25 protein-coding genes are annotated in these 25,855 nt (G+C 60.8%); 19 read left to right on the top strand and 6 right to left on the bottom strand.

What is annotated here, in order from left to right:
* Positions 1 to 207: 207 nt before the first annotated feature.
* Positions 208 to 828, bottom strand: coding sequence for a TIGR00730 family Rossman fold protein (locus JZY08_RS03955; protein WP_065115288.1), 621 nt, complete (start codon positions 826 to 828; stop codon positions 208 to 210).
* 156 nt (positions 829 to 984) lie between these two features.
* Between JZY08_RS03955 and JZY08_RS03950 the strand changes: the two genes are divergently transcribed.
* The 6 genes from JZY08_RS03950 (at position 985) to JZY08_RS03930 (ending at position 8,743) form a co-directional block, all read left to right on the top strand.
* The gene (locus tag JZY08_RS03950; protein WP_216331068.1) at positions 985 to 2,988 is read left to right on the top strand and encodes a LysM peptidoglycan-binding domain-containing protein; all 2,004 of its coding nucleotides are present in this window, start codon (positions 985 to 987) and stop codon (positions 2,986 to 2,988) included.
* Between the two features lie 110 nt (positions 2,989 to 3,098).
* Positions 3,099 to 4,985: an ABC transporter ATP-binding protein/permease gene (locus JZY08_RS03945; RefSeq protein WP_216331067.1), complete on the top strand. Its 1,887-nt coding sequence runs from the start codon at positions 3,099 to 3,101 to the stop codon at positions 4,983 to 4,985.
* A gap of 166 nt (positions 4,986 to 5,151) precedes the next feature.
* Positions 5,152 to 5,850 carry a phosphatidylserine decarboxylase gene (locus tag JZY08_RS03940; protein WP_003496881.1) on the top strand — a complete coding sequence of 233 codons (699 nt, stop codon included), beginning with the start codon at positions 5,152 to 5,154 and terminating at the stop codon, positions 5,848 to 5,850.
* A gap of 23 nt (positions 5,851 to 5,873) precedes the next feature.
* On the top strand, positions 5,874 to 6,743 hold the full coding sequence (gene pssA, locus JZY08_RS03935) for a CDP-diacylglycerol--serine O-phosphatidyltransferase (protein WP_216331066.1): 870 nt from the start codon (positions 5,874 to 5,876) through the stop codon (positions 6,741 to 6,743).
* Positions 6,744 to 6,915: 172 nt separating this feature from the next.
* Positions 6,916 to 7,047: a hypothetical protein gene (locus tag JZY08_RS27740; RefSeq protein ID WP_003496883.1), complete on the top strand. Its 132-nt coding sequence runs from the start codon at positions 6,916 to 6,918 to the stop codon at positions 7,045 to 7,047.
* Between the two features lie 403 nt (positions 7,048 to 7,450).
* Positions 7,451 to 8,743 (top strand): PleD family two-component system response regulator, encoded by a 1,293-nt coding sequence (locus JZY08_RS03930; RefSeq protein ID WP_003496884.1) that lies wholly within the window; start codon positions 7,451 to 7,453, stop codon positions 8,741 to 8,743.
* A 13-nt stretch (positions 8,744 to 8,756) separates the two neighbouring features.
* On the opposite strand, the gene JZY08_RS03925 is transcribed toward JZY08_RS03930, so the two are convergent.
* A complete protein-coding gene (locus JZY08_RS03925) occupies positions 8,757 to 9,518 on the bottom strand; it encodes an SOS response-associated peptidase (protein WP_216331065.1) in 762 nt (253 codons plus the stop codon).
* 10 nt (positions 9,519 to 9,528) lie between these two features.
* A complete protein-coding gene (locus tag JZY08_RS03920) occupies positions 9,529 to 9,852 on the bottom strand; it encodes a YnfA family protein (protein WP_216331064.1) in 324 nt (107 codons plus the stop codon).
* A 153-nt stretch (positions 9,853 to 10,005) separates the two neighbouring features.
* Here JZY08_RS03920 and JZY08_RS03915 point away from each other — a divergent pair, with 153 nt between their 5' ends.
* The 9 genes from JZY08_RS03915 (at position 10,006) to JZY08_RS03875 (ending at position 16,279) form a co-directional block, all read left to right on the top strand.
* The gene (locus tag JZY08_RS03915; protein ID WP_216331063.1) at positions 10,006 to 10,422 is read left to right on the top strand and encodes an NUDIX hydrolase; all 417 of its coding nucleotides are present in this window, start codon (positions 10,006 to 10,008) and stop codon (positions 10,420 to 10,422) included.
* Positions 10,423 to 10,505: 83 nt separating this feature from the next.
* Positions 10,506 to 10,946, top strand: coding sequence for a TIGR02301 family protein (locus JZY08_RS03910; RefSeq protein WP_216331062.1), 441 nt, complete (start codon positions 10,506 to 10,508; stop codon positions 10,944 to 10,946).
* 105 nt (positions 10,947 to 11,051) lie between these two features.
* Positions 11,052 to 11,309, top strand: coding sequence for a hypothetical protein (locus tag JZY08_RS03905; RefSeq protein ID WP_003496894.1), 258 nt, complete (start codon positions 11,052 to 11,054; stop codon positions 11,307 to 11,309).
* A gap of 14 nt (positions 11,310 to 11,323) precedes the next feature.
* Positions 11,324 to 12,091: a hypothetical protein gene (locus JZY08_RS03900; RefSeq protein ID WP_216331061.1), complete on the top strand. Its 768-nt coding sequence runs from the start codon at positions 11,324 to 11,326 to the stop codon at positions 12,089 to 12,091.
* Positions 12,092 to 12,528: 437 nt separating this feature from the next.
* Positions 12,529 to 13,374 carry a folate-binding protein YgfZ gene (locus JZY08_RS03895; protein WP_216331060.1) on the top strand — a complete coding sequence of 282 codons (846 nt, stop codon included), beginning with the start codon at positions 12,529 to 12,531 and terminating at the stop codon, positions 13,372 to 13,374.
* A 2-nt stretch (positions 13,375 to 13,376) separates the two neighbouring features.
* Positions 13,377 to 14,000 (top strand): YfbR-like 5'-deoxynucleotidase, encoded by a 624-nt coding sequence (locus JZY08_RS03890; RefSeq protein ID WP_216331059.1) that lies wholly within the window; start codon positions 13,377 to 13,379, stop codon positions 13,998 to 14,000.
* Positions 13,997 to 14,515, top strand: a complete 519-nt coding sequence (locus JZY08_RS03885) for a tyrosine phosphatase family protein (protein WP_003496901.1) — start codon at positions 13,997 to 13,999, stop codon at positions 14,513 to 14,515. The genes JZY08_RS03890 and JZY08_RS03885 overlap by 4 nt, the downstream gene beginning before the upstream one ends.
* Positions 14,516 to 14,594: 79 nt before the next feature.
* Positions 14,595 to 15,416, top strand: coding sequence for a mechanosensitive ion channel family protein (locus JZY08_RS03880; protein WP_003496903.1), 822 nt, complete (start codon positions 14,595 to 14,597; stop codon positions 15,414 to 15,416).
* 179 nt (positions 15,417 to 15,595) lie between these two features.
* The gene (locus tag JZY08_RS03875; protein ID WP_003496905.1) at positions 15,596 to 16,279 is read left to right on the top strand and encodes a metal-binding protein ZinT; all 684 of its coding nucleotides are present in this window, start codon (positions 15,596 to 15,598) and stop codon (positions 16,277 to 16,279) included.
* 187 nt (positions 16,280 to 16,466) lie between these two features.
* On the opposite strand, the gene JZY08_RS03870 is transcribed toward JZY08_RS03875, so the two are convergent.
* From JZY08_RS03870 to JZY08_RS03860, 3 genes are all read right to left on the bottom strand, one after another.
* Positions 16,467 to 17,285, bottom strand: coding sequence for an ABC transporter permease (locus JZY08_RS03870; RefSeq protein ID WP_216331058.1), 819 nt, complete (start codon positions 17,283 to 17,285; stop codon positions 16,467 to 16,469).
* The gene (locus JZY08_RS03865) at positions 17,282 to 18,070 is read right to left on the bottom strand and encodes an ABC transporter ATP-binding protein (protein WP_035242696.1); all 789 of its coding nucleotides are present in this window, start codon (positions 18,068 to 18,070) and stop codon (positions 17,282 to 17,284) included. Before JZY08_RS03865 ends, JZY08_RS03870 begins: the two co-directional genes overlap by 4 nt.
* A gap of 263 nt (positions 18,071 to 18,333) precedes the next feature.
* Positions 18,334 to 19,377, bottom strand: a complete 1,044-nt coding sequence (locus tag JZY08_RS03860; protein ID WP_216331057.1) for an ABC transporter substrate-binding protein — start codon at positions 19,375 to 19,377, stop codon at positions 18,334 to 18,336.
* Between the two features lie 290 nt (positions 19,378 to 19,667).
* Between JZY08_RS03860 and JZY08_RS03855 the strand changes: the two genes are divergently transcribed.
* The 4 genes from JZY08_RS03855 to JZY08_RS03840 all read left to right on the top strand — a co-directional run bounded on the left by JZY08_RS03855 (position 19,668) and on the right by JZY08_RS03840 (position 25,728).
* The gene (locus JZY08_RS03855) at positions 19,668 to 21,221 is read left to right on the top strand and encodes a VOC family protein (RefSeq protein WP_216331056.1); all 1,554 of its coding nucleotides are present in this window, start codon (positions 19,668 to 19,670) and stop codon (positions 21,219 to 21,221) included.
* 237 nt (positions 21,222 to 21,458) lie between these two features.
* Positions 21,459 to 24,233, top strand: coding sequence for a DUF2339 domain-containing protein (locus JZY08_RS03850; RefSeq protein ID WP_216331055.1), 2,775 nt, complete (start codon positions 21,459 to 21,461; stop codon positions 24,231 to 24,233).
* Entirely contained in the window at positions 24,230 to 24,874 is a 645-nt protein-coding gene (locus JZY08_RS03845; protein ID WP_216331054.1) for an HD domain-containing protein, read from the top strand. Before JZY08_RS03850 ends, JZY08_RS03845 begins: the two co-directional genes overlap by 4 nt.
* Before the next feature lie 11 nt (positions 24,875 to 24,885).
* The gene (locus tag JZY08_RS03840; protein ID WP_216331053.1) at positions 24,886 to 25,728 is read left to right on the top strand and encodes an MOSC domain-containing protein; all 843 of its coding nucleotides are present in this window, start codon (positions 24,886 to 24,888) and stop codon (positions 25,726 to 25,728) included.
* Positions 25,729 to 25,855 lie beyond the last annotated feature (127 nt).

Genomic DNA, 25,855 nt, shown 5'->3' with positions numbered 1-25,855 from the left:
ATTTCGCGGTCAACCAACGCCTTGTTGACGCTGGCACAGGATCGGTCACGGGGCCATGAAAAGAGCGGGCGCGGCAATGCCGCAGTTAAAACTGTATTAATATACACTTAAAATTATAACGGACCGCGCGGCGGCTCGTTAACGCTCTTTTGCTGAGTGATGGAGATCGTTACCCCGAAACCGCTGCCCACGCAGGGACCGCATGGATTACAGGCGGGATATGACCGAAGGATCGCCTTCAGGGTTCTGCTGCGCCAGCGCCCGGTCGATGATGGCGGGCACGATGTCCTTCACCTCGTCGATGACCAGCGGGTTCAGAAGATGCGCGCGGTGGATGAAGCCCTGGTCGCGCATGTGCTGCACCAGTTCCAGCATCGGGTTCCAGAAACCGTTGATATTAGCAAAGACCATCGGCTTGGCATGACGGCCGAGCTGCGCCCAGGTCATGATCTCGACGATCTCTTCCAGAGTGCCGACGCCGCCCGGCAGCGTCACGAAGGCATCCGAGCGCTCGAACATCATATGTTTGCGCTCATGCATGTCCTTGGTGACGACAAGCTCGTTCAATTGTCCGAGAGAATGGCGCGTCGCCTCCATATCGACCAGAAATTCCGGTATGATGCCCGTCACTTCGCCGCCATTCGAAAGAACGCCGCTGGCGACCGCGCCCATGATGCCCTTGGTGCCGCCGCCATAGACGAGGCGAATGCCGTTTTCGGCAATGGATTTCCCAAGCGCGCGGCCCGCTTCCATGTGAGCCGGATCACGTCCGGGCTGGGAGCCGCAATAAACGCAGATGGATCGAATCGCTGTATTTTTGTCCGTCATGAGGGGAAGGAACTATGCTGGATGCGGCACGTCAAGAAAATTTGGGAAATCCCTTGCAAATATGGCCTTTTGACCACACGCCGCTTGTCTGAGGCAAGGTAAGACGCTAGCAATCTCAACTCGTGTGAAACGCTTGAAATATCCGGAGATTCCAGGATGAAAAACAATAAAGCCGGTTTGCTGGCGCTGATCGTGCTGGGCATTGCGTCCCTGCTCATGATCTTTTTCGTCCTGCCGAGGATTTCCAATGACGGCAAACCGATCGGCGACGCCATCAACGAGGCGGGCAATGCCGTGAAGAACAGCGTCGAAATGGGCAGCGACAAGGCCGGAGACATTCTGTCCGACGCCGCGCAGGAGACTGCCAATATTGCCGACAAGGTCGGGCGTCTCGCCGCTTCCGCGACCCAGTCGATCAAGGATCTGACCACGCTTTTCGCCGATAGCAAGGTTCCTTCCGACGCCGATTTCGCGACAGCGCGCAAGAAGGTCGAGGCATCGCTCAAAGAACTCACCAACATCGAAATTCCTGAAACGCTGGATGAAACCACGTCGCGGCTGATCACCACGGCCCGTTCGGCGGCCGAACGCACCACGGCCTTCCTGCGCGGCCTGCCCGACAGCGCGGCGGCGGCGGCAGCACAGGTCCGTCGCCTGGCAGGCGTTTTTGCCGGCACCGATGATGGCGCAGCCCAGCCGGCGCAGCCCGCAGCGGCCCCCGCTCCCGGCGATGCCGCCCAGGCCACGCCCGGCGCGCCGACTTTCGACGTGCTGCGCGTCGAGCCGGATGGCTCGGCCGTGGTCGCTGGCAAGGCACAGCCCGGCGCGAAGCTCGAAATTCTCAGCAACGGCAAGGTGATCGCGCAGACGACCATTGACGGCACCGGCGATTTCGCCGCCGTTTTCGACAATCCCCTGCCCCCCGGCGATCATGAGCTGGTGCTGCGCTCGACCGACGCGAGCGGCAAGGCGACGCAATCGGAAGAAGTCGCAACCGTTTCCGTGCCCGAGAACAAGGCGGGCGAGCTTCTGGCCATGGTTTCCAAGCCCGGCAAGGCAAGCCGCGTGCTCGCAATGCCTGAGGCCGCACCTCCAGCCCTTCAGCCCCAGCAAGCCGCTCAATCGCAGCAGCCTGCGGCAACCTCCGAAACAGGCGCCAGCAACACGCCCGCCCCTGCTGCCGGCGTCATGGCTCCGGCCGCTGCCCCGCTGACGTCAACCGTTCAGGTCAGCGCCGTTGAATTCGAAGGGTCGAAGATTTTCGTTGCCGGTTCAGCACCTGCTGCCTCGACGGTGCGTGCGCTGGTCGATGACAGCGAAATCGGCAAGACCACCGCGGAAGCCTCCGGCCATTTCGTCATCGAGGGCGATGTCGATCTGACTGTTGGCAGCCATATCATCACCGTCGAAGAGCTGAATGCCGACGGCACGGTGAAGGTGCGCGTGCGCGTTCCTTTCGAGCGTCCGCAGACCGATCAGGCAACCGTCGCCATGCAGGCACCTCCTGCCGCCACCGCAACGGCTGCGCCGTCTGAGAACCAGAGCACGGCCAGCGACCGCGCCGCTTTCGAAAAACTGCGCACGGATATCGCCAAGGCCTTCGGCATTCTTTCCAATCTCTACAAGGATCAGGCCACGCCTGCACTCGACCAGGCGATTGCCGGCCGCTCCGCCGTGGTGATCGGCCTGAAGTCGCTCTCCGAATTCCGCACCGCTGCCGCGACCGAACCGGCCTTCACCGCCTTTGCAGGCGACATTGCCGCCAAGGCACGTCAGCTGCTGACAACGGTCGAGGCATGGCCGAACGACGTGGCGGCAATCGGCAAGGGCATCGCTTCGCTCGCAAGCCGCCTTGCCGAACTCCACATCACCGCGCCGCCCGCTCCCGCGCCGCAGGCGCCGGCCGGTCCGCAGACCTTCGAGCAGGCGCCGCTCGCCGAAAGCCAGAACAGCGTCATCATCCGCCGTGGCGATACGCTCTGGCAGATTTCCCGCCGCGTTTATGGTCAGGGCGTGCGTTACACCACGATCTACCTCGCCAATGAGGACCAGATCAAAAACCCCGACCTGATCGAGCCCGGCCAGATTTTCGGCGTGCCGAAGGAGGCGCTGCCGAATGCTGAAGAACTTCACCGCAAGCGGCTGAAGGGCGGCTCCTGAGCATTTGAATCGTTGCGGTGAACCCGCGGCGACCCTATCTGTGACACGCGCGGCGGCTTGAGCAAAGCCGCCGTCCTGCTGTCGGCTTCCGGCAGTGACCGGAGAGAATGATGGCCACGAAGAAAAAAACCATTTCGGCGGATTCCAGCAACCCCACCCAGACGCTGATCAATCTCTGGCCCTATATGTGGCCGGAGGGCCGCTGGGACCTGAAGATGCGGGTGGTGTGGGCGACGATATTCCTTGTTGTCGCCAAGCTGGTGCTGATTGCCGTTCCCTATTTCTTCAAATGGGCAACGGATGCGCTGAATGGCAAGCTGGATATGGCAGGACTGGTCCCGGCCTTCCTGCTCGGCGCAGTTGCGCTGGTCATCGCCTATAATCTGACGCGGCTGATCCAGGTCGGCCTCAACCAGCTGCGCGATTCACTGTTTGCAAGCGTCGGCCAGCATGCGGTGCGCCAGCTCGCCTACAGAACCTTCGTGCACATGCACCGGCTTTCCCTGCGCTTCCATCTGGAGCGCAAGACCGGCGGGCTTTCGCGGGTTATCGAACGCGGCACCAAGGGCATCGAAACCATTGTCCGCTTCACCATTCTCAACACCGCCCCAACCTTCATCGAATTCCTGCTGACCGCCATCATCTTCTGGGCGTCCTACGGCTTTTCCTATGTTCTGGTCACGGTCGTTACCGTCTGGGCCTATATCTGGTTCACCGTCCGGGCCAGTAACTGGCGTATCGGCATTCGCCGCGCCATGAATGACAGCGATACGGACGCCAATACCAAGGCTATCGACTCGCTCCTGAATTTCGAGACCGTAAAATATTTCGGCAACGAGGAGATGGAGGCGAAACGCTTCGATGTCGCCATGGAGCGTTACGAAAAATCGGCGATCTCGATCTGGACCTCGCTCGGCTGGCTGAACTTCGGCCAGGGCGTGATCTTCGGTATCGGCTCCACGATAATGATGGTGATGTCGGCGCTGGCCGTGCAGCGCGGTGAACAGACCATCGGCGATTTCGTGTTCGTCAATGCGCTTCTGCTGCAGCTTTCGGTGCCGCTGAACTTCATCGGTTTCGTTTATCGCGAAATCCGCCAGGGCCTGACCGATATCGAGCAGATGTTCGAGCTTCTGGAGGTCGAGGCCGAGGTCACCGACAAGGCGGATGCAAAACCGCTTGGCACCGGACCGGGCGCCATCTCCTTCCGCGATGTGCATTTTGCCTATGATCCTGAAAGGCCGATTTTGAAGGGTGTCTCCTTCGATGTGCCGGCGGGCAAGACGGTGGCGATCGTCGGGCCTTCGGGTGCGGGAAAATCGACGATCTCGCGTCTGCTTTACCGTTTTTACGATATTCAGGAAGGCGCCGTCACCATTGACGGGCAGGATATTCGCGACGTGACGCAAAAGAGCCTGCGCTCGGTGATCGGCATGGTTCCGCAGGATACGGTGCTGTTCAACGACACGCTCGCCTATAACATTCGTTATGGCCGCCCTTCGGCGACGAATGAGGATGTCACGGCGGCGGCGGATGCGGCGCAGATCAGCGCCTTCATCGGCAAGCTGCCGGAAGGTTACGCCACCATGGTCGGCGAACGTGGCCTGAAACTGTCGGGCGGTGAAAAGCAGCGCGTGGCGATAGCCAGAACCATTCTGAAAGCGCCGCCGATCCTCATCCTCGACGAGGCGACCTCTGCGCTGGACACCCATACCGAGCAGGAAATCCAGAGCGCGCTCGATATCGTCTCGAAAAACCGCACGACGCTGGTTATCGCCCACCGCCTCTCCACCGTCATCGGCGCTGACGAAATCATCGTTTTGAAGGAAGGGCTGATCGCCGAGCGCGGAACACATGCCTCGCTGATGGCGCAGAACGGGCTTTATGCCTCGATGTGGAGCCGCCAGCGCGAGGCGATCCGGGCGGAGGAGATGCTGCGCCATGTTCGCGAAACCGACGACCTCGGCGTGGTGGACCGCGGCGAACCCGCGCATTAACCGGCAGAAACCCCGGGGAACTTGGGGCGGCACAGCAACCGGGCCATTGCCGGGCGGGGCGTTTGGCTGTAACCAGCTAGGCAAAATTTGTCGCATTGCCGTAGGGATCGTGTCGTATCACGACTACATATAGACGCGGCAGACGAAAACCGGAGCAAGGAATCTCATGAATCTGTTCGACACCATTCGCAACACCATCGTACCGATCCACAAGGAAGGTTATGTCTTCGTAGCCGCCTTCTTCGTCGCATCGCTGGTGCTCGGCTGGATATCCGAACCCCTGTTCTGGGTCGGCCTCGTACTGACGGCCTGGTGCGCATACTTCTTCCGCGATCCCGAACGCGTGACGCCGCAGGATGACGACCTGATCATCAGCCCCGCCGATGGCAAGGTCTCCGCCATCCAGACCGTCGTTCCGCCGCTGGAGCTGGAACTCGGCAAGGAGCCGATGGTGCGCGTCTCGGTCTTCATGAATGTTTTCAACTGCCACGTGAACCGCGCGCCGGTGCGCGGCCGCATCGTCAATGTCGCCTACCGCCCGGGCCTCTTCCTCAATGCGGAAGTGGACAAGGCGTCCGAAGACAATGAACGCAACGGCCTCGTCATCGAGACCGCACATGGCAAGGTCGGCGTGGTGCAGATTGCCGGCATGGTCGCCCGCCGCATCGTCTGCTGGGTCAAACCGAATGAACCAGTTGATGCCGGCGAGCGTTTCGGTCTTATCCGTTTCGGATCGCGCCTCGATATCTTCCTTCCGGAAGGTTTTCAGCCCCGCGTTTCGGTCGGCCAGACGGCGATTGCGGGTGAAACCGTGCTCGCCGAATTCGGCTCCGCCAAGGGCCCGGTCGTCAGCCGCCGCGGCTGACGAAAACAGGAAGGGCATGCGCCATGGAAACGCCGATCTCGGAGCCGCAACAGAACGGAAAAGCTGAGGGCCGCAACGATAGCGGCCGTGGGCCTCGCCTGAGGGAAATTCCCTTTCGCCTCGTGGTTCCCAATCTCATCACCGTTCTGGCCATCTGTGCGGGCCTGAGCGGCGTTCGCCTCGCCATCGAAGGCCGCTTCGAGCTGGCCGTCGGCATGGTGCTGCTCGCCGCCTTCCTCGACGGTATTGACGGGCGCATCGCCCGGATGATGAAGGCGACCTCCAAATTCGGCGAACAGATGGACAGTCTGGCCGACATCGTCAATTTCGGCGTCGCCCCTGCCCTCGTGGTCTATGCCTATCTGCTCGATCAGGCGCGCTCGCTCGGCTGGATCGCCGCCCTCATCTATGTCATTGCCGCCGGCCTGCGGCTGGCGCGCTTCAACGTCATGATCGAGCGGCCGGTGAAGGCACCGTGGCAGAATGAATTCTTCGTCGGCGTGCCTGCGCCGATGGGCGCGATGCTGGTGCTTCTGCCCGTTTATCTCGGCTTCCTCGGTGTCGAGCCGGACAAGCCCTTCGCTTATGTCGCCGCCGCCTATACCGTGCTGATCGGTTATCTTCTCATCAGCCGCCTGCCGGTCTGGTCGGGAAAATCCGGCACAAGCCGCATTCGCCGCGATCTGGTGCTGCCGATGATCCTCGTCGTCGTGCTTTACGTGGCAATGCTGATGAGCTTCACCTGGGAGGTGCTGGTTCTGACGGTGGCCGCCTATCTCGTCTTCATTCCCATCAGCGCCCGCCTGTGGCACCGCCGTTATGGCACGCTGACGATTGAGGAAGACGCGCATGACGACGCCAATGGCGGCAACGGCCTCGATCGCGGTATTTGAAACCGCAGGTATTATTTTTCTCCCGCGAACCAGCGTTTGACGTGACGCAAAATGTCGCAGCCCGAAAAGCGGGCTTCGTCTTCTTTCGCCTCGAATCCGTCAAGATTACCCACGAAAGAAGTGGCTCACACGTATCGAAACGGCGATTGACGTGAATTGTGGAGAAAGAGAAATGACGAACGAGACGAAGGCGCAGCCGCAGGCGAAGCCCGACCTCAACAGCCACTACCGACCGCTCGGACTGAAGGCCGTTGCGGCCGCAGCCCTGATGCTGAAGCGCAAGCCCGCCGCCAAAACCGCCTGAAAACATTCGCTTTTCTTAAAAGCACACCATCCAGGGCCTGGCAGGACTTGCGATGGCAACGGTCAATCCGAAAAACATCCGGATAAATGTGCGGCGCTAATATTAGCGCCGTCTCCATTTGTGCGGCCCCCATCGCGAACCGCATGAAACCGGCCTGTTTCATAAAATTTCCCAATCCGTAACGAAGCTGCAACGAAAACGAAGTAAAGTATTCGACTTCCACGGGACGACTGTACGGATAGTCTCGCATCGATTACTGAGCATCAAAAAATTTTCTACTTTAGCGATTCTTCCTGCTACAGCGAACAAGGCCGATTTTCGATGCCGTTGACAGGCGGTATCGGACCAATTCGGATGTTGCGGGAAAAACAACGAAGACGGGCCATGGGGGGCTTCATACGGCATGCAGGATAAAATCCTTCTGATTGAAGATTCCGTTGCTCTTTCCATGCTGCTGAAGTCGCGGCTTTCGGAGGAAACGGCAGCCGAAGTGATCCATTGTGACAGCATGGCGCAGGCCGATATCCTGCTGCGCGCCCATGATTTCACGCTGGCACTGACCGGTCTCAATCTGCCCGATGCGCCGAAGGGTGAAATTCTCGCACTTCTTGCCGACCACAAGGTGCCGGCGATCGTCTTCACCGCAACGGTGGATGAAGAGGCGCGCAAGCGCTACGCCGAAAAGAAGATCATCGACTACATCGTCAAGGATGGCCATCGCACCGTTGATGCCGTGGTGAAAACGGTCGACCGGATTTTGACCAACAGGCTGTTTTCCGTGCTGGTGGTGGATGATGCGCGCACCGCGCGCTCCGGCCTCGTGGAAATTCTCGAGCGGCAGAATTTCAGGGTCAGCGAGGCTCATTCGGGTAAGCGAGCGCTGGAAATCCTGTCGCAGGATCCATCGATCCAGCTTGTCATCACCGACTACCATATGCCTGACATGGACGGCTATGAATTGACACGCCGCATCCGCGACAGCAGTTCTTCGGAAGACCTGCGGGTCATCGGCATCTCGTCCTCCACGGACCGGCTGCTTTCGGCAAGTTTTCTCAAGGCCGGGGCGTCGGATTTCGTCTACCGCCCCTTCGTGCCGGAAGAATTGCAGTGCCGTATCGACAACAATATCGAAACGCTGAAACAGCTCAAACGCCTGCGCGAACTGGCCGAGCGGGACCATCTGACCGGTCTGCCGAACCGTCGCTCCTTTTTCGAGCGTACGCGGGCACTGATGGACGTCATCAACGACAATGACGAGAACGGCGCGGTCGCCATTCTCGACATCGACCATTTCAAGAAGATCAACGACACGCTGGGGCATGATGCCGGCGACAGGGCGCTGAAGAAGCTTGCCGAACTGCTGCACGACATGTGCCATGAGCAGCGCCACATTCCCGCGCGCCTTGGCGGCGAGGAATTCGCCGTGTTCCTGCGGGGGCTCAACGCGCGGGCGGCCTATCAGTTCTGCGAGGAGCTGCGCGGCGCCGTCGAAAAGAACGGTCGCCAGCTGAGCGGCAGCAGCCTGGCGCTGACGATTTCGCTCGGCGTCGTGGAAATCGAAAAGGGCGAACCCTTCGACAATCAGCTCAATGCCGCAGACCAGCTGCTCTATCTCGCCAAGGCGAACGGCCGCAACCGCGTCTATTCCGACATCATGATCCAGGAAGGCCTGCAGAAAATCGGGCGGAACGGCTGAGGCTCTCCACTCGTCAGAACAGCGACATCTGCCCCTCATCCTTCGCCGGCTTGATCTTTACCAGCGGCACGCTTTCCGGCACCGGTTCAATGAGGTCAGCGCCGATATTGGCGACCTTGTTGACCTTGTCCGACACCGGGATCATCTCGAAAAAATCATCCTGAACCGGGCGCATCAGATCGGCCACCTCGCGGGGCTCCTGCGTCTTGCAATCCAGCCAACGGCTGAAATCCTCGGGCGCAATCACCACCGGCATCCGGTCGTGGATGCGGCCGATCGCGGCATTGGCGGCGGTGGTGAGGATCGCGCCGGTGTCGACCTCTGATCCGTCAGCGGAAGACCAGGTCTCCATGAGGCCGGCGAAAGCGACGATGCCGCCGCTTTTCGGGCGGATGAAATAGGGCTGGGGCTTGCCGCCCTCCTCCTTGGGTGGGCGTCGCCATTCGTAAAAGCCGGTTGCGGGCACAAGCACGCGGCGATGGCGCATGGCGGCGCGGAAGGATGCCTTGCCGATGGCCGTTTCCGAGCGCGCATTGATGAGCAGCGGAAAATCCTTAGGGTCCTTGACCCAGCCGGGCATAAAACCCCAGCGCACCAGCATGGCCCGCCGGTTGGGCAGGTTGCTGCCGCGCTCCTGCCGCTCGCCCTCCAGCACGATCAGGATGGGCTGGGTGGGCGCGATATTGAAGCGGGCGGGAAAATCTTCAAGGCCGATCAGGTCGAGATAATCGGCGATCTCTTCTGGCGTCGCTTTCAGAACAAAACGTCCGCACATGCTTGTCTCCTCAGGCGCGCGGGCCGAATAGAATGATGGCAGTGCCGGCAAGGCAGACGACCCCGCCGGCGATATCCCACTTGTCCGGCACATGCCCTTCCACGCCCCAGAGCCAGAAAAGCGACGCGGCGATATAGATCCCGCCATAAGCGGCATAGGCCCGGCCCGCCGCCTCGGTCGGCACCAGTGTCAGAAGCCAGGCAAAAGCGGCCAGCGCGAGCATGCCCGGCAGCAATATCCATCCCGTCTTGCCGAGTTTCAGCCAGGCCCAGAAAGAAAAGCAGCCGGCAATTTCCGCAAGCGCCGCCAGGGCATAAATAAGATAGACCTTCATTCCACCGTCTTCTGCGTGCACAATCCAATCGATTCCGGACTATAACATCGGCGCAGAAAGCGGAATCGATTTTTGTGCGGCGCAACTTCGGCTCCCCGGGTTCATGCGCCCAATAGAGACTGGCCCAGAGGGCTGAAACAGGCGACCCATTCAATGACCCTTCGTATCAAGCCCCGCCCCGCTTCTTCCGCCATCGTCAGAAACGGAGACCGGCTGCTTCTCGTGCGCCGCATCAATCCGCCTTCCAAGGACATGTTCGCCTTTCCGGGCGGGCGCGGCGAAGAGGGGGAAACGCCGGCCGAGACGGCGCTTCGCGAACTTCACGAGGAAACCGGTATCCTTGCGCGCAAGCCGCAACTGTTCGCGACCTATGATCTGCCGTCCCACGATGGGCAAGGCGTACTGACGAGCCACTATTTCCTCTCCGTCTTCACCGTGGAAACGGATGAAGACCCGGAGGTGACGGCAGCCGACGATGCGGCGGATGCGGGCTGGTACACATTGGCGGAAATCCGCCGGTTGCCGGCGCCGGAAAGCGTCGTCGAATGCGCGGAGCGTCTGCTTGCATGATTGCCAGGCGGCCAGAATCGCGATTATTTAGGAATAATCCGCCCGCCGGGTGTTCACGAGTATGTGTGGGGCAGAATAGAATTTTGATGCGGCAAACCATTTTCCTGTCTCTTTTACTGACCATGCTGGCCATGGCCGGGCTGGAAGGCGTCGCTTACGCGCAGCCTTCGAATGCCGTTTCCAGGGAGGCACGCCCCCCGGAAGCGCTGCCCCCCAAACCCGCCCCCTATGACGACAGGCTGGCCCGGTTGTCCGAGATACTGGGCGCGGTGCAATACTTGAGAACCCTGTGCCCCTCCTCCGGTCCAGAGGACTGGCGCAGATCCATGAGCGATCTTCTGGCTGCGGACACAGCCAACGAGCCTGAGCGGCGTCAGCGCATGACGGCTGCATTCAACCGTGGATACCGCTCCTTTGCGGCTATCCACACCAGTTGCACACGCGCCGCCGTCATGGCAGAAGAGAGCTACCGTAACGAAGGGGCAACACTTGCTCAGGAAATCGCGTCCAGGTTCGGAAATTAGCGGATTATTAACCTCTTTTCGCCGCAGGCCGTGCCGTTTTGATAAAAGACTGATAGTGTTGTTAACAGGGTGGTAAGGACTTGCCCGCCCTGTCGAGGATGAAAAATGCAGACGAGCCGTAACGAAATCGACGACATGATCGTGCATGAAAAGATGCAGGTCGCTCTGGAACACCAGAACGAGGCATGGGCTGACGGCATGGCCGACGGCATCGAGCCTGAGATCATCGCCGATGCCGCAATCGCTCTGGCCATGCGCGAAACCATTCGCATGCATGGCGAGGCCGGCGCTGAAGCAATGCTGGAATCGCTGCGCCAGCGCATGCTTGAAGGCGAATTTTCTCCGCAGCGGGTGATACAGTAAAGCAGGGGTCTATCATGTCTTGCCTGAGCAAGGGGCTTTTGCGCTCTTCCGCCATGCTGTCCATCCTGCTTGCCATGACCGCCGGGTCTGTTGGCTTGCCGAGCCGTGCCTTTGCTCTTTCCGAGCTGAAACCGGCACAAAACACCGAAAGTGAGCCAAAGGCTGAAAACGGCGCGGAGCCGCAGCAGCCCCAGCCGCCGGAACCGGATGAGATCGAAGGCGATTCGGATGGCATTCCCCTGCCCGACCCGTTGATCGACCGTTCCGCCGGTCAAACGAACCAGAAGCCCGCCGCCACGGACAACGCCCCTGAAATGTCCGTCGTGACCGAGCATGATATCTCGAAGGCGCCGGAAGCCGTGCGCAAGCTCCGCCAGGAGATCATCGACGCGGCCGCATCGGGCGATATCGAGAAATTGCGGCCCTTCATCGCGGCCGGCCAGAAAGAATTCCGCATAGACGGCAATGACGGCGAAGACCCGATTGCGGCGCTGAAAAGCTATTCCGGCGATCCAGACGGGCTTGAAGTGCTGGCCATCATCATCGACCTGCTGTCGACCGGTTATGCCCATGTCGACGCCGGCACGCCGGATGAAGCCTATGTTTTCCCCTATTTCGCCGGAAAGCCGCTCAATACGCTGACCGCGCCTGAAAAAGTGGAGCTGCTGCGCATCATCACGGCGGGCGATCTGGCGGACATGCAGGAATACGGCAATTACAGCTTTTACCGCATCGGCATCTCGCCTGACGGCAAGTGGAAGTTCTTCACCGCCGGCGATTGATCGCATCGCGGCGCTTGCCGTTCTTTTGTAAAAATCCTAACTGTGCGGAATGAGCATTCTGGCAAAAGCGCGGTCGCGTTGTTGCCGTGATGTGTGAAGCAATCGAGGGAGCATTTCTAAGATTCGTTTTCAAAGTGAACGACACGAGGATTGAGATTGACGCGGCCAGCTCTGGTTTGCTGCGGTTCTTAAGTTTCCTTCTCCCGTCATTCCGGCCTTGAGCCGGAATCCAGCCAGCCCAGGTCCTTGGGCTGAAAGGAGCCCTCCCGCCGCGCCGACGCGCGTGGACTGGATTCAGGCCCCAGGCTGGAATGACGGAGACAGCGAGCCTTTTCGACGACCGTAAGCCCTGCGCTTGCCGGACCAATCTTGGACTTTGCGCCATACACTCTAAAAGGTTTCGACCAGATGCGCTCGATGAACCGAATGGTGACGCCATGCCTTCCGCCTTTCTTGCCGACCGCCGCCTGATCAGAGTTTCCGGCACGGGTGCCGAGGAGTTTCTGAACAATCTCATTACGGCCGATGTTGAAAATCTGCCGCAGGGAGAAGCCCGCGCCTCGGCACTTCTGACGCCGCAGGGCAAGATCCTGTTCGATTTCCTGATCGCGCGCGATGGGTCAGGCTATCTGATCGAAACGGGTGCGGCTGAACTGGATGCGCTGCTGCGCCGCCTTACCATGTACAAACTGCGCGCACCCGTCGATCTCAAGGCCGAACCTGTAGAAGGCGTGAGCCTGTTCTGGAATGAGAGCGCGCCTGAAGCGGGTGTGAGGGACGGCCGTTTTGCCAAGGCCGGTATCGATCTTTTCCGCGTGCCGGGCGCATCGGCCTCCGGCGATGCCGCTGCCTACGATGCGCTTCGCATCGAACACGGAATTGCCGAATCCGGCCGGGATTACGCGCTACAGGATGCCTTTCCCCATGATGTGCTGATGGATGTGAATGACGGCGTCTCCTTCAAAAAGGGCTGCTTCGTCGGTCAGGAGGTCGTCTCGCGCATGAAACATCGTGGCACGGCAAGACGGCGCGTCGTCACCGTCACGGCCGACGGCGAACTTCCCGCTAAGGGGACGGACATCACCGCCAATGGAAAACCGGTGGGCACGCTTGGAACCGTTTGTGGCACCAAAGCGCTTGCCATCGTGCGGATCGACCGTGTAGCCGATGCGCTGGCATCCGGCACGCCGCTGCTTGCGGACGATATCACTGTCTCCGTGGCGCTGCCGGTCTGGAGCGGCATTTCCTTCCCGACAGTCGATCCGGCGCAGGCGGAGGAATAAGCGTGGCGCCCGCAAAAAGTCCACGCGCCTGGCAGCGCATGCTTTCCGGGCGGCGTCTCGACCTGCTCGACCCTTCGCCGCTTGACGTGGAAATCGCCGACATCGCCCATGGCCTTGCCCGCGTCGCCCGCTGGAACGGCCAGACCCGCGGCGATCACGCCTTTTCCGTCGCACAGCACTGCCTCATCGTCGAAACGATCTTCTGCCGGATGTGCGCGAGTGCCACGCCCGATGACATGCAGATGGCGCTTCTGCATGACGCGCCGGAATATGTCATCGGCGACATGATCTCGCCGTTCAAATCGGTCGTCGGCGGCGGTTACAAAACCGTGGAGAAGAGACTGGAGGCCGCCGTGCATCTGCGCTTCGGCCTGCCGCCGCATGCCTCGCGTGAATTGAAGGACCGCATCAAGAAGGCCGATACGGTTGCCGCCTTTTTCGAGGCGACGGAGCTTGCCGGCTTTTCCATCGCCGAGGCGCAGAAATTCTTCGGCCTGCCGCGCGGCATCACCCGCGACATGTTCGATATTACCCCCCTTCCCTCGACGGAGGCGCAGTCGCTGTTCGTCAGACGTTTCGAGGCGATCGAAGCGCTGCGGGCCGGGAAGACGGGTGACGTGACATGACGGCCATCGTCGTATCGCCGCTATCGCGGATCGCCGAAATGGCCGTGAAGCACAAGGCCCGCGAAATGGTGACGCTGATCGCCAAGGAGCAGACCTTTCACCGCCCGGCCGTGATTGCCGCAGAGCGGCACCTCACACTCGCCATGAACGACATCGCCTTCAAGGGCACGGGCGATCTTATCGCGCCCGATGATGCGCATGTGCTGCGACTGATCGATTTCGCACGCGAATGGGATCAATCCGCGCCGCTTCTCATCCATTGCTGGATGGGCGTGTCGCGCTCGCCCGCCGCCGCCGTCATTGCGGCGCTCAGCCTCTATCCGGATCAGGACGAGATGGCGCTTGCACTCAGCCTTCGCGCCGCCTCGCCCTATGCGACGCCCAATGCCCGTATTATCGCCATTGGCGACCGGCTGCTCGGGCGGGACGGCAGGCTGGTCAAGGCAATCAAGTCAATCGGCAGAGGCGCGGATACGGATGGCAACGTGCCGTTCGTATTGCCGCTCGGCGCCTGAAAGCATCCATTTTTGCGGAACCCGGGCGGCATCCGTTCGTTAGCAACCCTGAACAGCAATGAAAATCACGGGATAATTCATGGAACAACAGGCAACCGATATCATCGTCGCATCGCAGGCGGCGGTTCGACAGGCGAGCGCGCTTGCGGTGCAATATTCCTTCTCGATCGTCGGCGCGCTTCTGCTGCTCATCGTCGGCTGGCTGGCCGCCACCTTCCTGCAGCGCTGGGCTTTTCAGGGCCTGTCGCGCATCCGTGGTTTCGATGCGACGCTTGCCGGTTTCTTCGCAGGCGCCATTCGTTACGTGGTGCTCATTCTGGTGCTGGTCATGGTGCTTGGCCAGTTTGGGGTGCAGACGGCCTCCATTCTTGCCGCACTCGGCGCCGCCGGTCTCGCCATCGGCCTTGCGTTGCAGGGCACGCTGCAGAACATTGCCGCCGGCATCATGCTTCTGGTGCTGCGCCCCTTCCGGGTCGGCGAATATATCGAAACCAGTTCGGTCAGCGGTACGGTTGTGGAAATCGGGCTGTTTGCGACCGAGCTTAAAACCAGCGACGGGCTTTATCGCCTCGCCCCCAATTCCACGCTGTGGAACGTGCCGATCACCAATTACAGCCGCTTCCCTTCACGCCGCCACGAACTGAGCCTGACGGTCAAGAATGACGAAGATTTGTCCGCCGCTCAGGACATGCTGATGCGCGTGGTGCGTTCCGAAAGCCGTGTGCTGCTCGACCCCGCACCCGTCACCTTCGTGGATTCGGTCGCCACGGACAGCGCCACAGTCAAATTGCGCTACTGGGTGCGCAGCGACAATTACTTCGCGACAACGCGTGAGGTGACAAAGGCGATGAAGCTCGCTTTCGACGAGCGCAAAGCGGAAGTAAACGCGCAACCCGCTTGAGGACCGCGCTCCCTGACTTAGTGTTAGACGCTTCTCCAAACTTGAAGGCCGGCGCTCAGCCGGCCTTTTGCGTTTTCAGATACCTCCCTTGCGTCTGTAGACGGACGTGTTTATACCATGAATCGTAATGTTATTACATAACTTATTTTTCGCTTTACAGACACACAAGGGCCAGAAGAATGCAAAAAACGATCACCCGCGTCACCGGCGCGCTTGCAATCGGTTCCATGCTGCTGATGACAGCCCCGGCACTGGCGGCCGGCAAGGACAAGGCTTCCTCCGCGCATAGTCACAGCCACGAACACAGCCATGGCCAGACCGAAGCCGAGAAGCAGATTTACAAGGGTTATTTCGAGGATGCCCAGGTGAAGCCGCGCACGCTTTCCGACTGGGAAGGCGACTGGCAGTCGGTCTACCCCTATCTGCTGAACGGCTCCCTCGACCCGGTGATGGCGGAAAAGGCAGCGCATGGCGACAAGAGCGCCGAAGAATACCGCGCTTATTATGCCATTGGCTACAAGACGGACGTCAATCGCATCGTCATCAAGGGCAACAGCTTCTCCTTCTATCGCGGAGCCAAGCCCGTTGAGGCTACCTATGCCGCCGACGGCTACGAAATCCTGACCTACAAGAAGGGCAATCGCGGTGTTAGGTACATTTTCAAGAAGACCATTGGAGATGCCGCAGCTCCGCAATTCGTCCAGTTCAGCGACCACACCATCGCACCCGCCAAGGCCGGCCATTACCACCTTTATTGGGGCAATGACCGCAAGGCGCTGCTCGACGAGGTGACCAATTGGCCGACCTATTATCCCTTCATGATGGACGGTCCCGAGATCGTGAAAGAAATGGCGGCGCACTAAGCCCTTTGCAGGCATGGCGTTTCCGCCAGAAGCGAGCGCGTGAGGTTTTCGCCTTCTCCCCGAGGGGGAGAAGGTCGCGGCAGCGGGATGAGGGGGCAAGGGTCGAGATATTCGGCAACATTGCCCCCTCATCCGACCCTTCGGGCCACCTTCTCCCCCTCGGGGAGAAGAAACAAGCGGGGAGCGCTCACTGCCCCATGGTCGAACGATGCGCCCAGCCGGTCATGCGCTTTTCGAGCCAGGCCATGATCGCATACATGACGATGCCCTCCACGGCGAGCATGAGCAGGCCGGCGAAGACCAGCGGTACGTTGAACTGGCTCTGCGCCGAACTCATCATGTTGCCAAGGCCATAGTTGGAGGCGACGGTTTCCGATACGACCGAGCCGACGAAGGCGAGCGTGATGGCGATTTTCAGGGAGCCGAAGAAATAGGGCATGGAGCGCGGAATACCGACCTTCAGCATGATATCCATCTTCTTTGCGCCGAGCGCGCGCAGCACATCCTCCGTTTCCGGCTCGATGGTGGCAAGGCCGGTCGCGACGTTGACGACGATGGGAAAGAACGAGATCAGGAAGGCGGTCAGAACGGCGGGCACGGTGCCGATGCCGAACCAGATGACGAGGATCGGGACCAGCGCCACCTTCGGGATAGCATTAAAGCCGATCATAAGCGGATAAAGCCCGGCATAGATGGTTTTCGACCAGCCGATAAAGAGGCCGATGGCGAGGCCGGCGGCCACGGCAATGGCAAAGCCCAGCGTCGTCGTATACAGCGTCTGAAGCGAGTTCTTCCAGATCGGCGACCAATATTGCACGATGGCCTGCCCTACTCTGACAGGCGACGGCAGAATGGTCGGCGGCATTTTCAGCGCGTAAACCAGGAGTTCCCACAGCACGAACAGCGCCAGCGTATAAAGCCAGGGGGCGGCTTTCACCCAGTTGACCCGGTCGATCAGGGGCTTGCGCGGCGCGGCCGCCACGGTGCTTTCAACAATCGCGCTCATGCTGCCACCCTCGCCTGCGCTATCTCACCATGCAGTTCCTGCACCATGTCGTTGAAACCCTTGTCATACATGATATCCAGCTGGCGGGGGCGCGCGAAAGGCACGCGGTGTTCAGCCAGCACGCGGCCCGGCCTTGCACTCATCACGAAAATTTTGTCGGCGAGAAAGGTCGCTTCGCGCAGATCGTGCGTTACCAGAATGATGGTAACCCGCTGCGCGGCATGCAGATCGCGGATGACGCACCACAGTTCCTCGCGGGTAAAAGCATCGAGCGCGCCGAAAGGCTCGTCCAGCATCAGAAGGTCCGGCTCGTGGATCAGGGCGCGGCAAAGATTGGCGCGCTGCTGCATGCCGCCGGAAAGCTGCCAGGGGAATTTCGAACCGAAGCCTTTGAGACCGACGATTTCCAGCAACCGCTCTGCCTTTGCGACATATTCGGCCTTGTGGGCGCGCAGGCGGCGGCGATGTTTCTCGACGATCTCCAGCGGTAGCAGGATGTTTTCAAGCGTGGTGCGCCAGGGCAGCATTGTCGGGTTCTGAAACGCCATGCCGACGATGGAAACCGGCTCCGTGACCTGCCGCCCGGCAACGATGACATTGCCCTTCTGCGGAATATGCAGCCCCGTCACCAGCTTCATGAGCGTCGACTTGCCACAGCCCGAGGGGCCGACGACGGCCGCGAACTCACCCTTGTCGACCGTCAGATTAAGGCCGGATACGGCCAGCGTGCCGGCCGACCCGCCGTAACGCATGTCGACATTGTCTATTTCCACGAGATGTGACATCGCAGTCCCCAGTTTTTTCGGCCGGTACGGGCGTCTACAGCCTTCGTTGCCCCGCCTCACTTCCAAAGCCGCCGATTATGCCCGGCGTCGCCGCATGTTTCTTCTCCCCGCCGGGGAGAAGGTGGCCCGAAGGGTCGGATGAGGGGGCAGGTTCTCCGAATACGGTGGACGTTTCCCCCTCATCCCGCTGCCGCGACCTTCTCCCCGGCGGGGAGAAGAAATTCGCGGCACCCACTCGTTCTATCCGCAACAGCTCCCCCCCCTTAGGGAAGCATGCGCTCTTCCTTGGCCGGGAGGTAGGCCGCGTCGAAGACCTGATCCGCCTTGACGTTACCCTTGAGCCCAAGCGAAACTTTCAGCGTCTCGACGGAAGCGGCGAGTCTCGCCGGATCGACGCCGCCCATGCCATTTTCCACCACATAGGGCGTCTTGATATTCATGCTGTTGGCCATGTTGAGGCGTTCGAGCTCGATGGCGCTGTCGAGCGTTTCGTTGCGCTTGAGCACGGCCGCCACGCCCTCTTCCGGGGTCTTGACGGAATCGGCGAAGCCCTTGGCCAGCGCCTTCAGGAAACCCTTGACGGCATCAGGGTTTTTCTCAGCGAAATCAGTGTTTACCAGCACCGCATTGCCATAAAGATTCAAGCCGTGCTCGGCCATCAGAATGGTCGAGATATCGTCATCGGCAATGCCCTGCTTCTTCAAGTTGAGGATCACCGAAAAAGCGAAACCGAAGACGGCATCGACATCGCCCTTGGCGAGCATCGGCTCACGCACCGGAAAGCCGATCGATTCGATCTTGATCTTGCTGTCATCAAGCCCGGCGACCTGTTTGAAGGCCGGCCATTGTGCAAAGGCTCCATCCGGCGGCGGCGCGCCGAGCTTCTTGCCTTCCAGCGACTTCGGATCGCCGGTGACGCCGAGCGACTTGCGGCCGACTACGGCAAATGTCGGGCGTTCATAGACCATGTAGACGGCCTTGATCTTCTGGCTCGGATCCTCATCGAGGAACTTCATCACCGAGTTGATGTCGCCGAAACCCATCTGGTAGGCGCCGGTCGCCACGCGCGGAATGGCTTCCACCGAGCCGTTGCCGCTGTCGATCGTCACATCGAGGCCTTCAGCCTTGAAGTATCCCTTGTCGAGCGCCAGCAGGAAGCCGGCGGCGGGGCCTTCGAACTTCCAGTCGAGCGTGAATTTCACCGGCGTTTCGGCATGAGCGCCCGTTACGGGCAGCGTAAATCCGGCGGCAGCGCCGACAGCGGCGATGGCCAGAGCCCTGGACAACAACCTGCGCGTTAACATCATCTATTCCCCCTAATGGTTTTGTTGGATTGGTTGCATAAGACCCAATTCCAGCCCTCAAGGCAAGATAAAATTGCATACAAAATAGCCATTATTTTGTATGCTTATTTTATGCGCATCATTGATTGATATGAAGGCAAAAAGCCCGATCTCTGCCTATCTCGCATGCAACGAAGCCAGGGTAATTCCGTTCATGCAGAGAACACAGCGTTCTCATTTGCCGGGGTTGCGGATCAGGTGCAGGGTAAGACAAATAGAGCCACGAATGGCAGGCAAAACGACGGGACGGCAAGATGAATTCTGCACTGGGCATACACCACATCACCATGATCACCCGGAAGGTGCAGGCGAATGTCGATTTTTACGCCGGCTTCCTCGGCTTAAGGCTGGCCAAGCGCACGGCGGGCTTCGAAGACGCGATGCAGCTTCATCTGCTCTATGGCGACGATATCGCCTCGCCCGGCTCGCTTCTGACCTTTCTGGTCTGGGAAGATGGCGGCCAGGGTCGTGTGGGTTATGGCCAGACGCTGGAAGTGTCGCTGGCGATCGATCCCGCCAGCATCGGTTTCTGGCTGACGCGGGCGCTGAAATTCGGCATCCGCGCCGAGGGACCATCCGACGAATTCAGCGCCCCGGTCATCCGGCTGAAAGACCCTGATGGCCTCATCGTCAAGCTGGTCGGCACCCACGCCTTCCCCGATGCCACGCCGCATGTGACCAACGACGTTCCAGCAGAAGACGCCATTCGCCGCATCTATGGCGCAACCGTGCTGAGCGAGGTACCGGAAGAAACGGTGGCTTTCCTCACAAAATATTTCGGTTACGAACAGGAAAGCCAGACGGGCGCTATCCGCCGGCTCGTTTCGAAAAGCGACGACATCATCGATGTGCGTGACGCCACCGGCTTCTGGTCCAGCGCACCGGGCACCGGCACCGTCGATCATATCGCTTTCCGCGCACAGGATCTGGACGAGCTGAACGCCGTGCTGGGTGAGCTGAAATCGTTGAATTCCAGCACCACTAATGCCCATGACCGGAAATATTTCCACTCGCTTTATGTCCGCGAACCGGGTGGAGTGCTGATCGAAATGGCGACCGACGCGCCCGGCATGACCGTTGACGAACCCCTGGAAGCGCTTGGCGAAAAGCTCTTCATTCCGCCGCTTTTCATGAAGGATGAGGCGGATGTGCGCGTCGCCCTGCCGCAATTTTCGATGCCGGGCGAAGAGCGTATCGTCTATCGCGACCTGCCCTTCGTGCACCGCTTCTACACGCCCGAAAAGCCTGACGGTAGCACCGTCATCCTGCTGCACGGCTCCGGCGGCAGCGAGACGAGCCTGATGCCGCTGGCGCACCGGGCGGCACCGGCGGCCACGCTTCTCGGCGTTCGCGGCCGCAGCACGGAAGAGGACATCGCCCGCTGGTTCCGCCGCTATCCCGATTTCAGCTTCGACCAGAAGGATATCGTCACGGAGGCGGAAGCCTTTGCCGCCTTTGTGGATGGCGCGATCCGGTCCTATGGCCTTGATCGTTCGAGGCTTCGCTTTGTCGGCCATTCCAATGGCGCGAATTTCTATACGGCCTTTGCAGCGCTTTACCCGGAGCTTGCCGGAGACGCGCTGCTTTACCGTCCGATGCCGGTTCTCGAAACCTGGCCGGAAACCGATCTTTCCGGGCGGAACTTCCTGCTTGTGGCCGGCGAACGCGATAAATACCGCGATAAGGCGACGGAGCTGCGGGACAGGATTTCCTCCAGCGGCGCGCAGGCCGGGGTGGAAACGGTGGATGACGGACACGAGCTTGGGCTTGCAGATATCGAGGCGGCGCGGCGCTGGCTTGCGGCGTGATCATCTGAAGACGCAGCGTCGCCTCTTGGTTTCTTCTCCCCGCCGGGGAGAAGGTGGCCCGAAGGGTCGGATGAGGGGGCGACGTTTCCGAATATCTCTACCGTCACCCCCTCATCCCGCTGCCGCGGACTTCTCCCCGGCGGGGAGAAGAAACAGGCAGCGCGGCTTCATCAACCGGGCCTTGCATAAATTCGCCAAAAGGGCTTTAAAAACAGCTTCGTAATTGGAGAGTTCTGTTTGGAAATCCCGCTGCTTATCCTCGCCGTCATCGCGGCCTTCATCTACACGCTGGTCGCAAGCATCCGCAATTCAAGCCGAATCAAGTCTCTCGAGCGCGAGGTTGTCAGCCTCAAGCGGCTGATGGCGGCCGGGGTAGCCGCCCCTGTGGCAGCGCAGGCGGAGACGGCCGATTCGGCGCAGAAGGCGGATTTCGACGCGGAAGAGGAAAGCGCGGCATCTGAGGAAGACGCAGCCTTCCAGGCCGAACACCCGTCCGAAGCGGAAGTGGCCGCCGCCATGGCGGAGGCGGAAGACCTTGCCAGCAAGGAAGAAGAGCGCGTGCTTGCGCGTGAGGCTGCATCCACACCGGCAACGAAGGAAAGCTTCGAAAGCCTGCTCGGCGCACGCTGGGCCGTCTGGGCTGGCGGTCTGGCGCTGGCGCTCGGCGGCATTTTCCTTGTCAAATATTCCATCGAAGCCGGGCTCCTGAGCCCGGCCGTGCGGCTTTCGCTCGCCGCCATTTTCGGTCTCGTTCTCGGCCTTGCCGGCGAGGCGATCCGCCGCAAGGCGGTGCCAAGCATCGCCACCACCTATGCCAACGCCATGATACCGGGCGTGCTGACGGCCGCCGGCGCCTTGACGCTGTTCGGCGTGGTTTATGCGGCCTATGGCATTTATGACTATATCGGCTCCGGCACCGCCTTCATTCTGCTTGGGCTCGTCGCCTTCGCCACCATCGGCCTGTCGCTTCTGCACGGACAGGCGCTCGCCGGTCTCGGCCTGCTGGGATCGATGCTGACGCCTGCGCTGATTTCCAGCGAAACACCGAATATCTGGGCGCTGTTCGTTTTCCTGACGATCTCGTGGCTCGCAACCGCGGCGGCCGCGCGCAGGCAGGGCTGGACCGTGGTTCCTTCGCTTGCCAATGCGGGCCTCGGCCTCTGGGTGCTCGGCTATATCGCTTTTTCCGAGACGATCAGCGCCGAACCGCCGACGCTTTCACTGCTTGTCATGCTGGCCGGCACCCTCTTCCTCTGGCCCGGCAGGCACTTCGACACGCCGCCCGCCGAGGAAAGCGAAGCCAGCACCACGCCTGAGCGGCGCGCCATTCGCGCCATGCGGCTTTTGTTGCGCCCGTCGCTTGCCATCAGCCTCACTGTCTCGATGGCCGTGATCCTGCCGGCAATCGGCTTCCTCTTCACTGATGGCAGCATCGACACCCATCCTGCCCTCATCGTTTCCGCACTCATCGCAACGCTTGCCGCTCTTGGCGCTGCGCGACACAATGCGGTGTGGCCGGCCATTATCGCCGCACTCGGCGCACAGGCTGCGGTATCCCTGATGTCGCGGCAGGGCATCGATTTCATCGGCCTGATAAATGATACCGCCGTCACGCTTCCTCCCGTCGGAACGGGCTACACCGCGGCCATCGCGATGGCGCTCGGCCTTGGCGCCATCCTTCTCCTCTGCGGTTTCTCGTTCCTGAAACGCAAAGGCGCGGATGATCCGGATTTCGCCCAGCTCTGGGCGGGGATTGCAGCGCTTTTCCCGGTTTGGCTCGGCACGGCCAGCTTCGTCGAATATGGCAATCTCGGCCGTGACTGGCTGCATGCGACCTATGGTCTTGGCCTCGGACTCGTGTTGATCGCCGGCGCGGAATGGCTGCATCGGCAGAACAACGAGGTCTATCGCAAACCGCTCAACATCCTCGTGCTCGGCTCGTTCGCCGCCTTCGCGCTTTGCCTGCACACGCTGACGGAGGGGCTCGCCACAACCGTGCTGCTCTCCGTCATCGGCTTCGGTTATGTGCTCGCGACCCGCCATCGCAACTGGGATATTCTGCCCTGGGTGATGGCGGTGGCAAGTGTTGCCGTTCTTGGCCGCATCGCCTGGGAACCCACCATTGTCGGGCCGCAAAATCTTGGGCCCACACCGGTCTTCAACGCGCTGCTGCCGGGTTATGGCATTCCGGCCCTGCTCGCCATCGTCTCCGCCTGGATGCTGCGCGACTGGCCGAACTTCCGGGCAAAGAACTTTCTGCAGGCCATCGCCAGCGTCATGGGTCTGCTGGCCATCGCCATCCTCATCCGCCATGCGATGAATGGCGGCACTCTCAATGACAGCGTGCCGACGCTCGGCGAACAGTCGATCTATACGCTGCTGACCATCGGTTTCTCAGGCGTGCTGATGACGCTGGATCTCAAGAGCCCCAGCCCCGTCTTCCGTTACGGCTCGATGATTGCCGGCGTGATCGCCGTCATCAACGTGCTGACAATGCATTTCTTCACGCTCAATCCCTATTTCACCGGCGAAAATACCGGCCGCATTCCGTTCCTCAATCTGTTGCTGATCGGCTATCTGTTGCCGGCGCTCGCCTATGGCGGTCTTGCCTGGTATGCGCGCGGCAAACGGCCCGCCGCTTATGTCAGCCTGCTGGCGGTGGCGGGTGCGGCACTCGGTTTCGCCTGGGCAACACTTTCGGTCCGCCGCTTCTGGCAGGGCGAAAATATTGCTGACTGGAAGGGCTTCCTGCAGGGTGAAACCTACAGCTATTCGGTGGTGTGGCTGCTGATCGGCGTGCTGCTGCTCGTGCTCGGCTCGCGCTTCAATGCCCGCAGCCTGCGTCTGGCCTCCGCCGCCTTCGTGTTGATCTCCGTCGCCAAGGCCTTCCTGATCGACATGAGCAATCTTGAAGGCGTGCTGCGGGCGCTGTCCTTCATCGGGCTTGGCGCGGTGCTGATCGGCATCGGCCTGTTCTACCAGAAAATCCTCACCCGGAAGCCGCAGGCATGATCGCGGCCGAGGCTTTCGCGCCCTTTGAGGCGCTTGCGCAGGAACTGATCCCGCACGCTGCCGATGCGGGTGACGGCTCGCATGATCTTGCCCATATCCACCGCGTCTTCCGCAACGCCATGCGCATCCATGCGAGCGAAGGTGGCGACGGCACGGTGCTGGCGGCCAGCGTGCTTTTGCATGATTGCGTGGCGGTGGAGAAGAACTCGCCGCTCCGCGCGCAGGCATCGCGGCTGGCGGCGGAAAAAGCTGCCGGCATTCTGGCCGGGCTCGGCTGGCGGCAGGTCGACATTGAGGCCGCCGCGCATGCCATCACCACCCACAGTTTTTCCGCCCATGTCGAACCCCACACGCTGGAAGCAAAAATCCTTCAGGATGCCGACCGGCTGGACGCCATTGGCATGGTGGGGGCAGCCCGGTGCTTTTATATTGCCGGGCGCATGGGTTCGGCGCTTTATGATCCGGCCGATCCGCTGGCCAAAGCCCGGCCGCTGGACGACCGCGCCTTTGCCATCGACCATTTCGAAACGAAGCTGTTCAAGCTTGCGGATGGTTTCCGCACGGCAACCGGACGAGAACTGGCCAAGGCCCGCCATGAACGCCTGCAACAGGTACTGGACCTGTTTCTCGACGAAATCTGAGGAGACGCGACATGCGTGTGACCGAACTCAACATCTACCCGCTGAAGAGCGCGCGCGGCATTGTCCTCTCGCAAAGCGATATCACGGCAGAGGGCCTGCCCGGCGACCGCCGCGCCATGCTGACCGATCCTTCCGGCCACTTCATCACGCAGCGCGAATTGCCTGATATTGCCACTATTCTGGCACGCCATGAGAATGGCGGCATGGCGCTTTCGAGAGAAGCGGGCAGCGAGATTTTCGCGCAACCTTCCGGAGAGCGCATGGATGTGGCGGTATGGAAATCGGTCGTCAGCGCCAATATCGCCGATGGCGAAACCAACGATACGCTTTCGGCCTGGCTTGGGCGCGAGGTGAAGCTGGTGTTTTTCGACGACGCCTCCAGACGCATCGCAAGCCTCGAATGGACCGGCAATGAAACGCCCGTCACTTTCGCCGACGGTTATCAGATCCTCGTCACCACCACCGCCTCGCTTGCAGCCCTTAACGACAATATGCGCGACAATGGCGAGGACGCCGTCGGCATGGAGCGATTCCGGCCCAATATCGTGCTCGAAACGGACGAGCCGTGGGCCGAGGACCGCTGGGCGGCCATCGAGATCGGCGGCATCCGTTTCGACCTCGTCAAACCCTGCGCCCGCTGCATCATGACCACGCAGGACCAGACAACCGGTTCCCGCGATGTGCCCTCCCCCATGAAGGCCATGGGCCGTATCCGCATGTCCGGTGACCGGCGCGTGCCCGGCCCGCTTTTCGGCTGGAATGTCACGCCGCGCGGCGAAGGCAGGCTGTCTGTCGGCGATGTGGCAAGGGTGGTCGAGGAACGGCCGGACGGCTGGGCTATCAAGCGGCGGTAAGTCGGTCCGGTTCAAACGGAATCCACAGCAAACGGCGCGGTGTTCTCATACGCCGGCACACCCTCGCTCCCTCATTCCTGTGCTCGTCACAGGAATCCAGCCGACGCGCGTCTGCGCGGCGAGAGGA

The sequence above is a fragment of the Rhizobium sp. X9 genome, assembly GCF_018873185.1.
Classification (GTDB): Bacteria; Pseudomonadota; Alphaproteobacteria; order Rhizobiales; family Rhizobiaceae; genus Agrobacterium; species Agrobacterium oryzihabitans.
The sequence above is the reverse complement of the archived record's forward strand: the minus strand, read 5'-3'. Positions and strand labels throughout refer to the sequence as shown.

Coding starts and splice junctions, on each gene's coding strand:
- JZY08_RS03915 (WP_216331063.1), top strand. CDS start 10,006: ATGACCCTTCGTATCAAGCCCCGCCCCGCTTCTTCCGCCATCGTCAGA.
- JZY08_RS03920 (WP_216331064.1), bottom strand. CDS start 9,852: ATGAAGGTCTATCTTATTTATGCCCTGGCGGCGCTTGCGGAAATTGCC.
- JZY08_RS03895 (WP_216331060.1), top strand. CDS start 12,529: ATGCCTTCCGCCTTTCTTGCCGACCGCCGCCTGATCAGAGTTTCCGGC.
- JZY08_RS03855 (WP_216331056.1), top strand. CDS start 19,668: ATGAATTCTGCACTGGGCATACACCACATCACCATGATCACCCGGAAG.
- JZY08_RS03950 (WP_216331068.1), top strand. CDS start 985: ATGAAAAACAATAAAGCCGGTTTGCTGGCGCTGATCGTGCTGGGCATT.
- JZY08_RS03845 (WP_216331054.1), top strand. CDS start 24,230: ATGATCGCGGCCGAGGCTTTCGCGCCCTTTGAGGCGCTTGCGCAGGAA.
- JZY08_RS27740 (WP_003496883.1), top strand. CDS start 6,916: ATGACGAACGAGACGAAGGCGCAGCCGCAGGCGAAGCCCGACCTCAAC.
- pssA (WP_216331066.1), top strand. CDS start 5,874: ATGGAAACGCCGATCTCGGAGCCGCAACAGAACGGAAAAGCTGAGGGC.
- JZY08_RS03870 (WP_216331058.1), bottom strand. CDS start 17,285: ATGAGCGCGATTGTTGAAAGCACCGTGGCGGCCGCGCCGCGCAAGCCC.
- JZY08_RS03925 (WP_216331065.1), bottom strand. CDS start 9,518: ATGTGCGGACGTTTTGTTCTGAAAGCGACGCCAGAAGAGATCGCCGAT.
- JZY08_RS03905 (WP_003496894.1), top strand. CDS start 11,052: ATGCAGACGAGCCGTAACGAAATCGACGACATGATCGTGCATGAAAAG.
- JZY08_RS03840 (WP_216331053.1), top strand. CDS start 24,886: ATGCGTGTGACCGAACTCAACATCTACCCGCTGAAGAGCGCGCGCGGC.
- JZY08_RS03880 (WP_003496903.1), top strand. CDS start 14,595: ATGGAACAACAGGCAACCGATATCATCGTCGCATCGCAGGCGGCGGTT.
- JZY08_RS03945 (WP_216331067.1), top strand. CDS start 3,099: ATGGCCACGAAGAAAAAAACCATTTCGGCGGATTCCAGCAACCCCACC.
- JZY08_RS03900 (WP_216331061.1), top strand. CDS start 11,324: ATGTCTTGCCTGAGCAAGGGGCTTTTGCGCTCTTCCGCCATGCTGTCC.
- JZY08_RS03875 (WP_003496905.1), top strand. CDS start 15,596: ATGCAAAAAACGATCACCCGCGTCACCGGCGCGCTTGCAATCGGTTCC.
- JZY08_RS03885 (WP_003496901.1), top strand. CDS start 13,997: ATGACGGCCATCGTCGTATCGCCGCTATCGCGGATCGCCGAAATGGCC.
- JZY08_RS03955 (WP_065115288.1), bottom strand. CDS start 828: ATGACGGACAAAAATACAGCGATTCGATCCATCTGCGTTTATTGCGGC.
- JZY08_RS03865 (WP_035242696.1), bottom strand. CDS start 18,070: ATGTCACATCTCGTGGAAATAGACAATGTCGACATGCGTTACGGCGGG.
- JZY08_RS03930 (WP_003496884.1), top strand. CDS start 7,451: ATGCAGGATAAAATCCTTCTGATTGAAGATTCCGTTGCTCTTTCCATG.
- JZY08_RS03940 (WP_003496881.1), top strand. CDS start 5,152: ATGAATCTGTTCGACACCATTCGCAACACCATCGTACCGATCCACAAG.
- JZY08_RS03860 (WP_216331057.1), bottom strand. CDS start 19,377: ATGATGTTAACGCGCAGGTTGTTGTCCAGGGCTCTGGCCATCGCCGCT.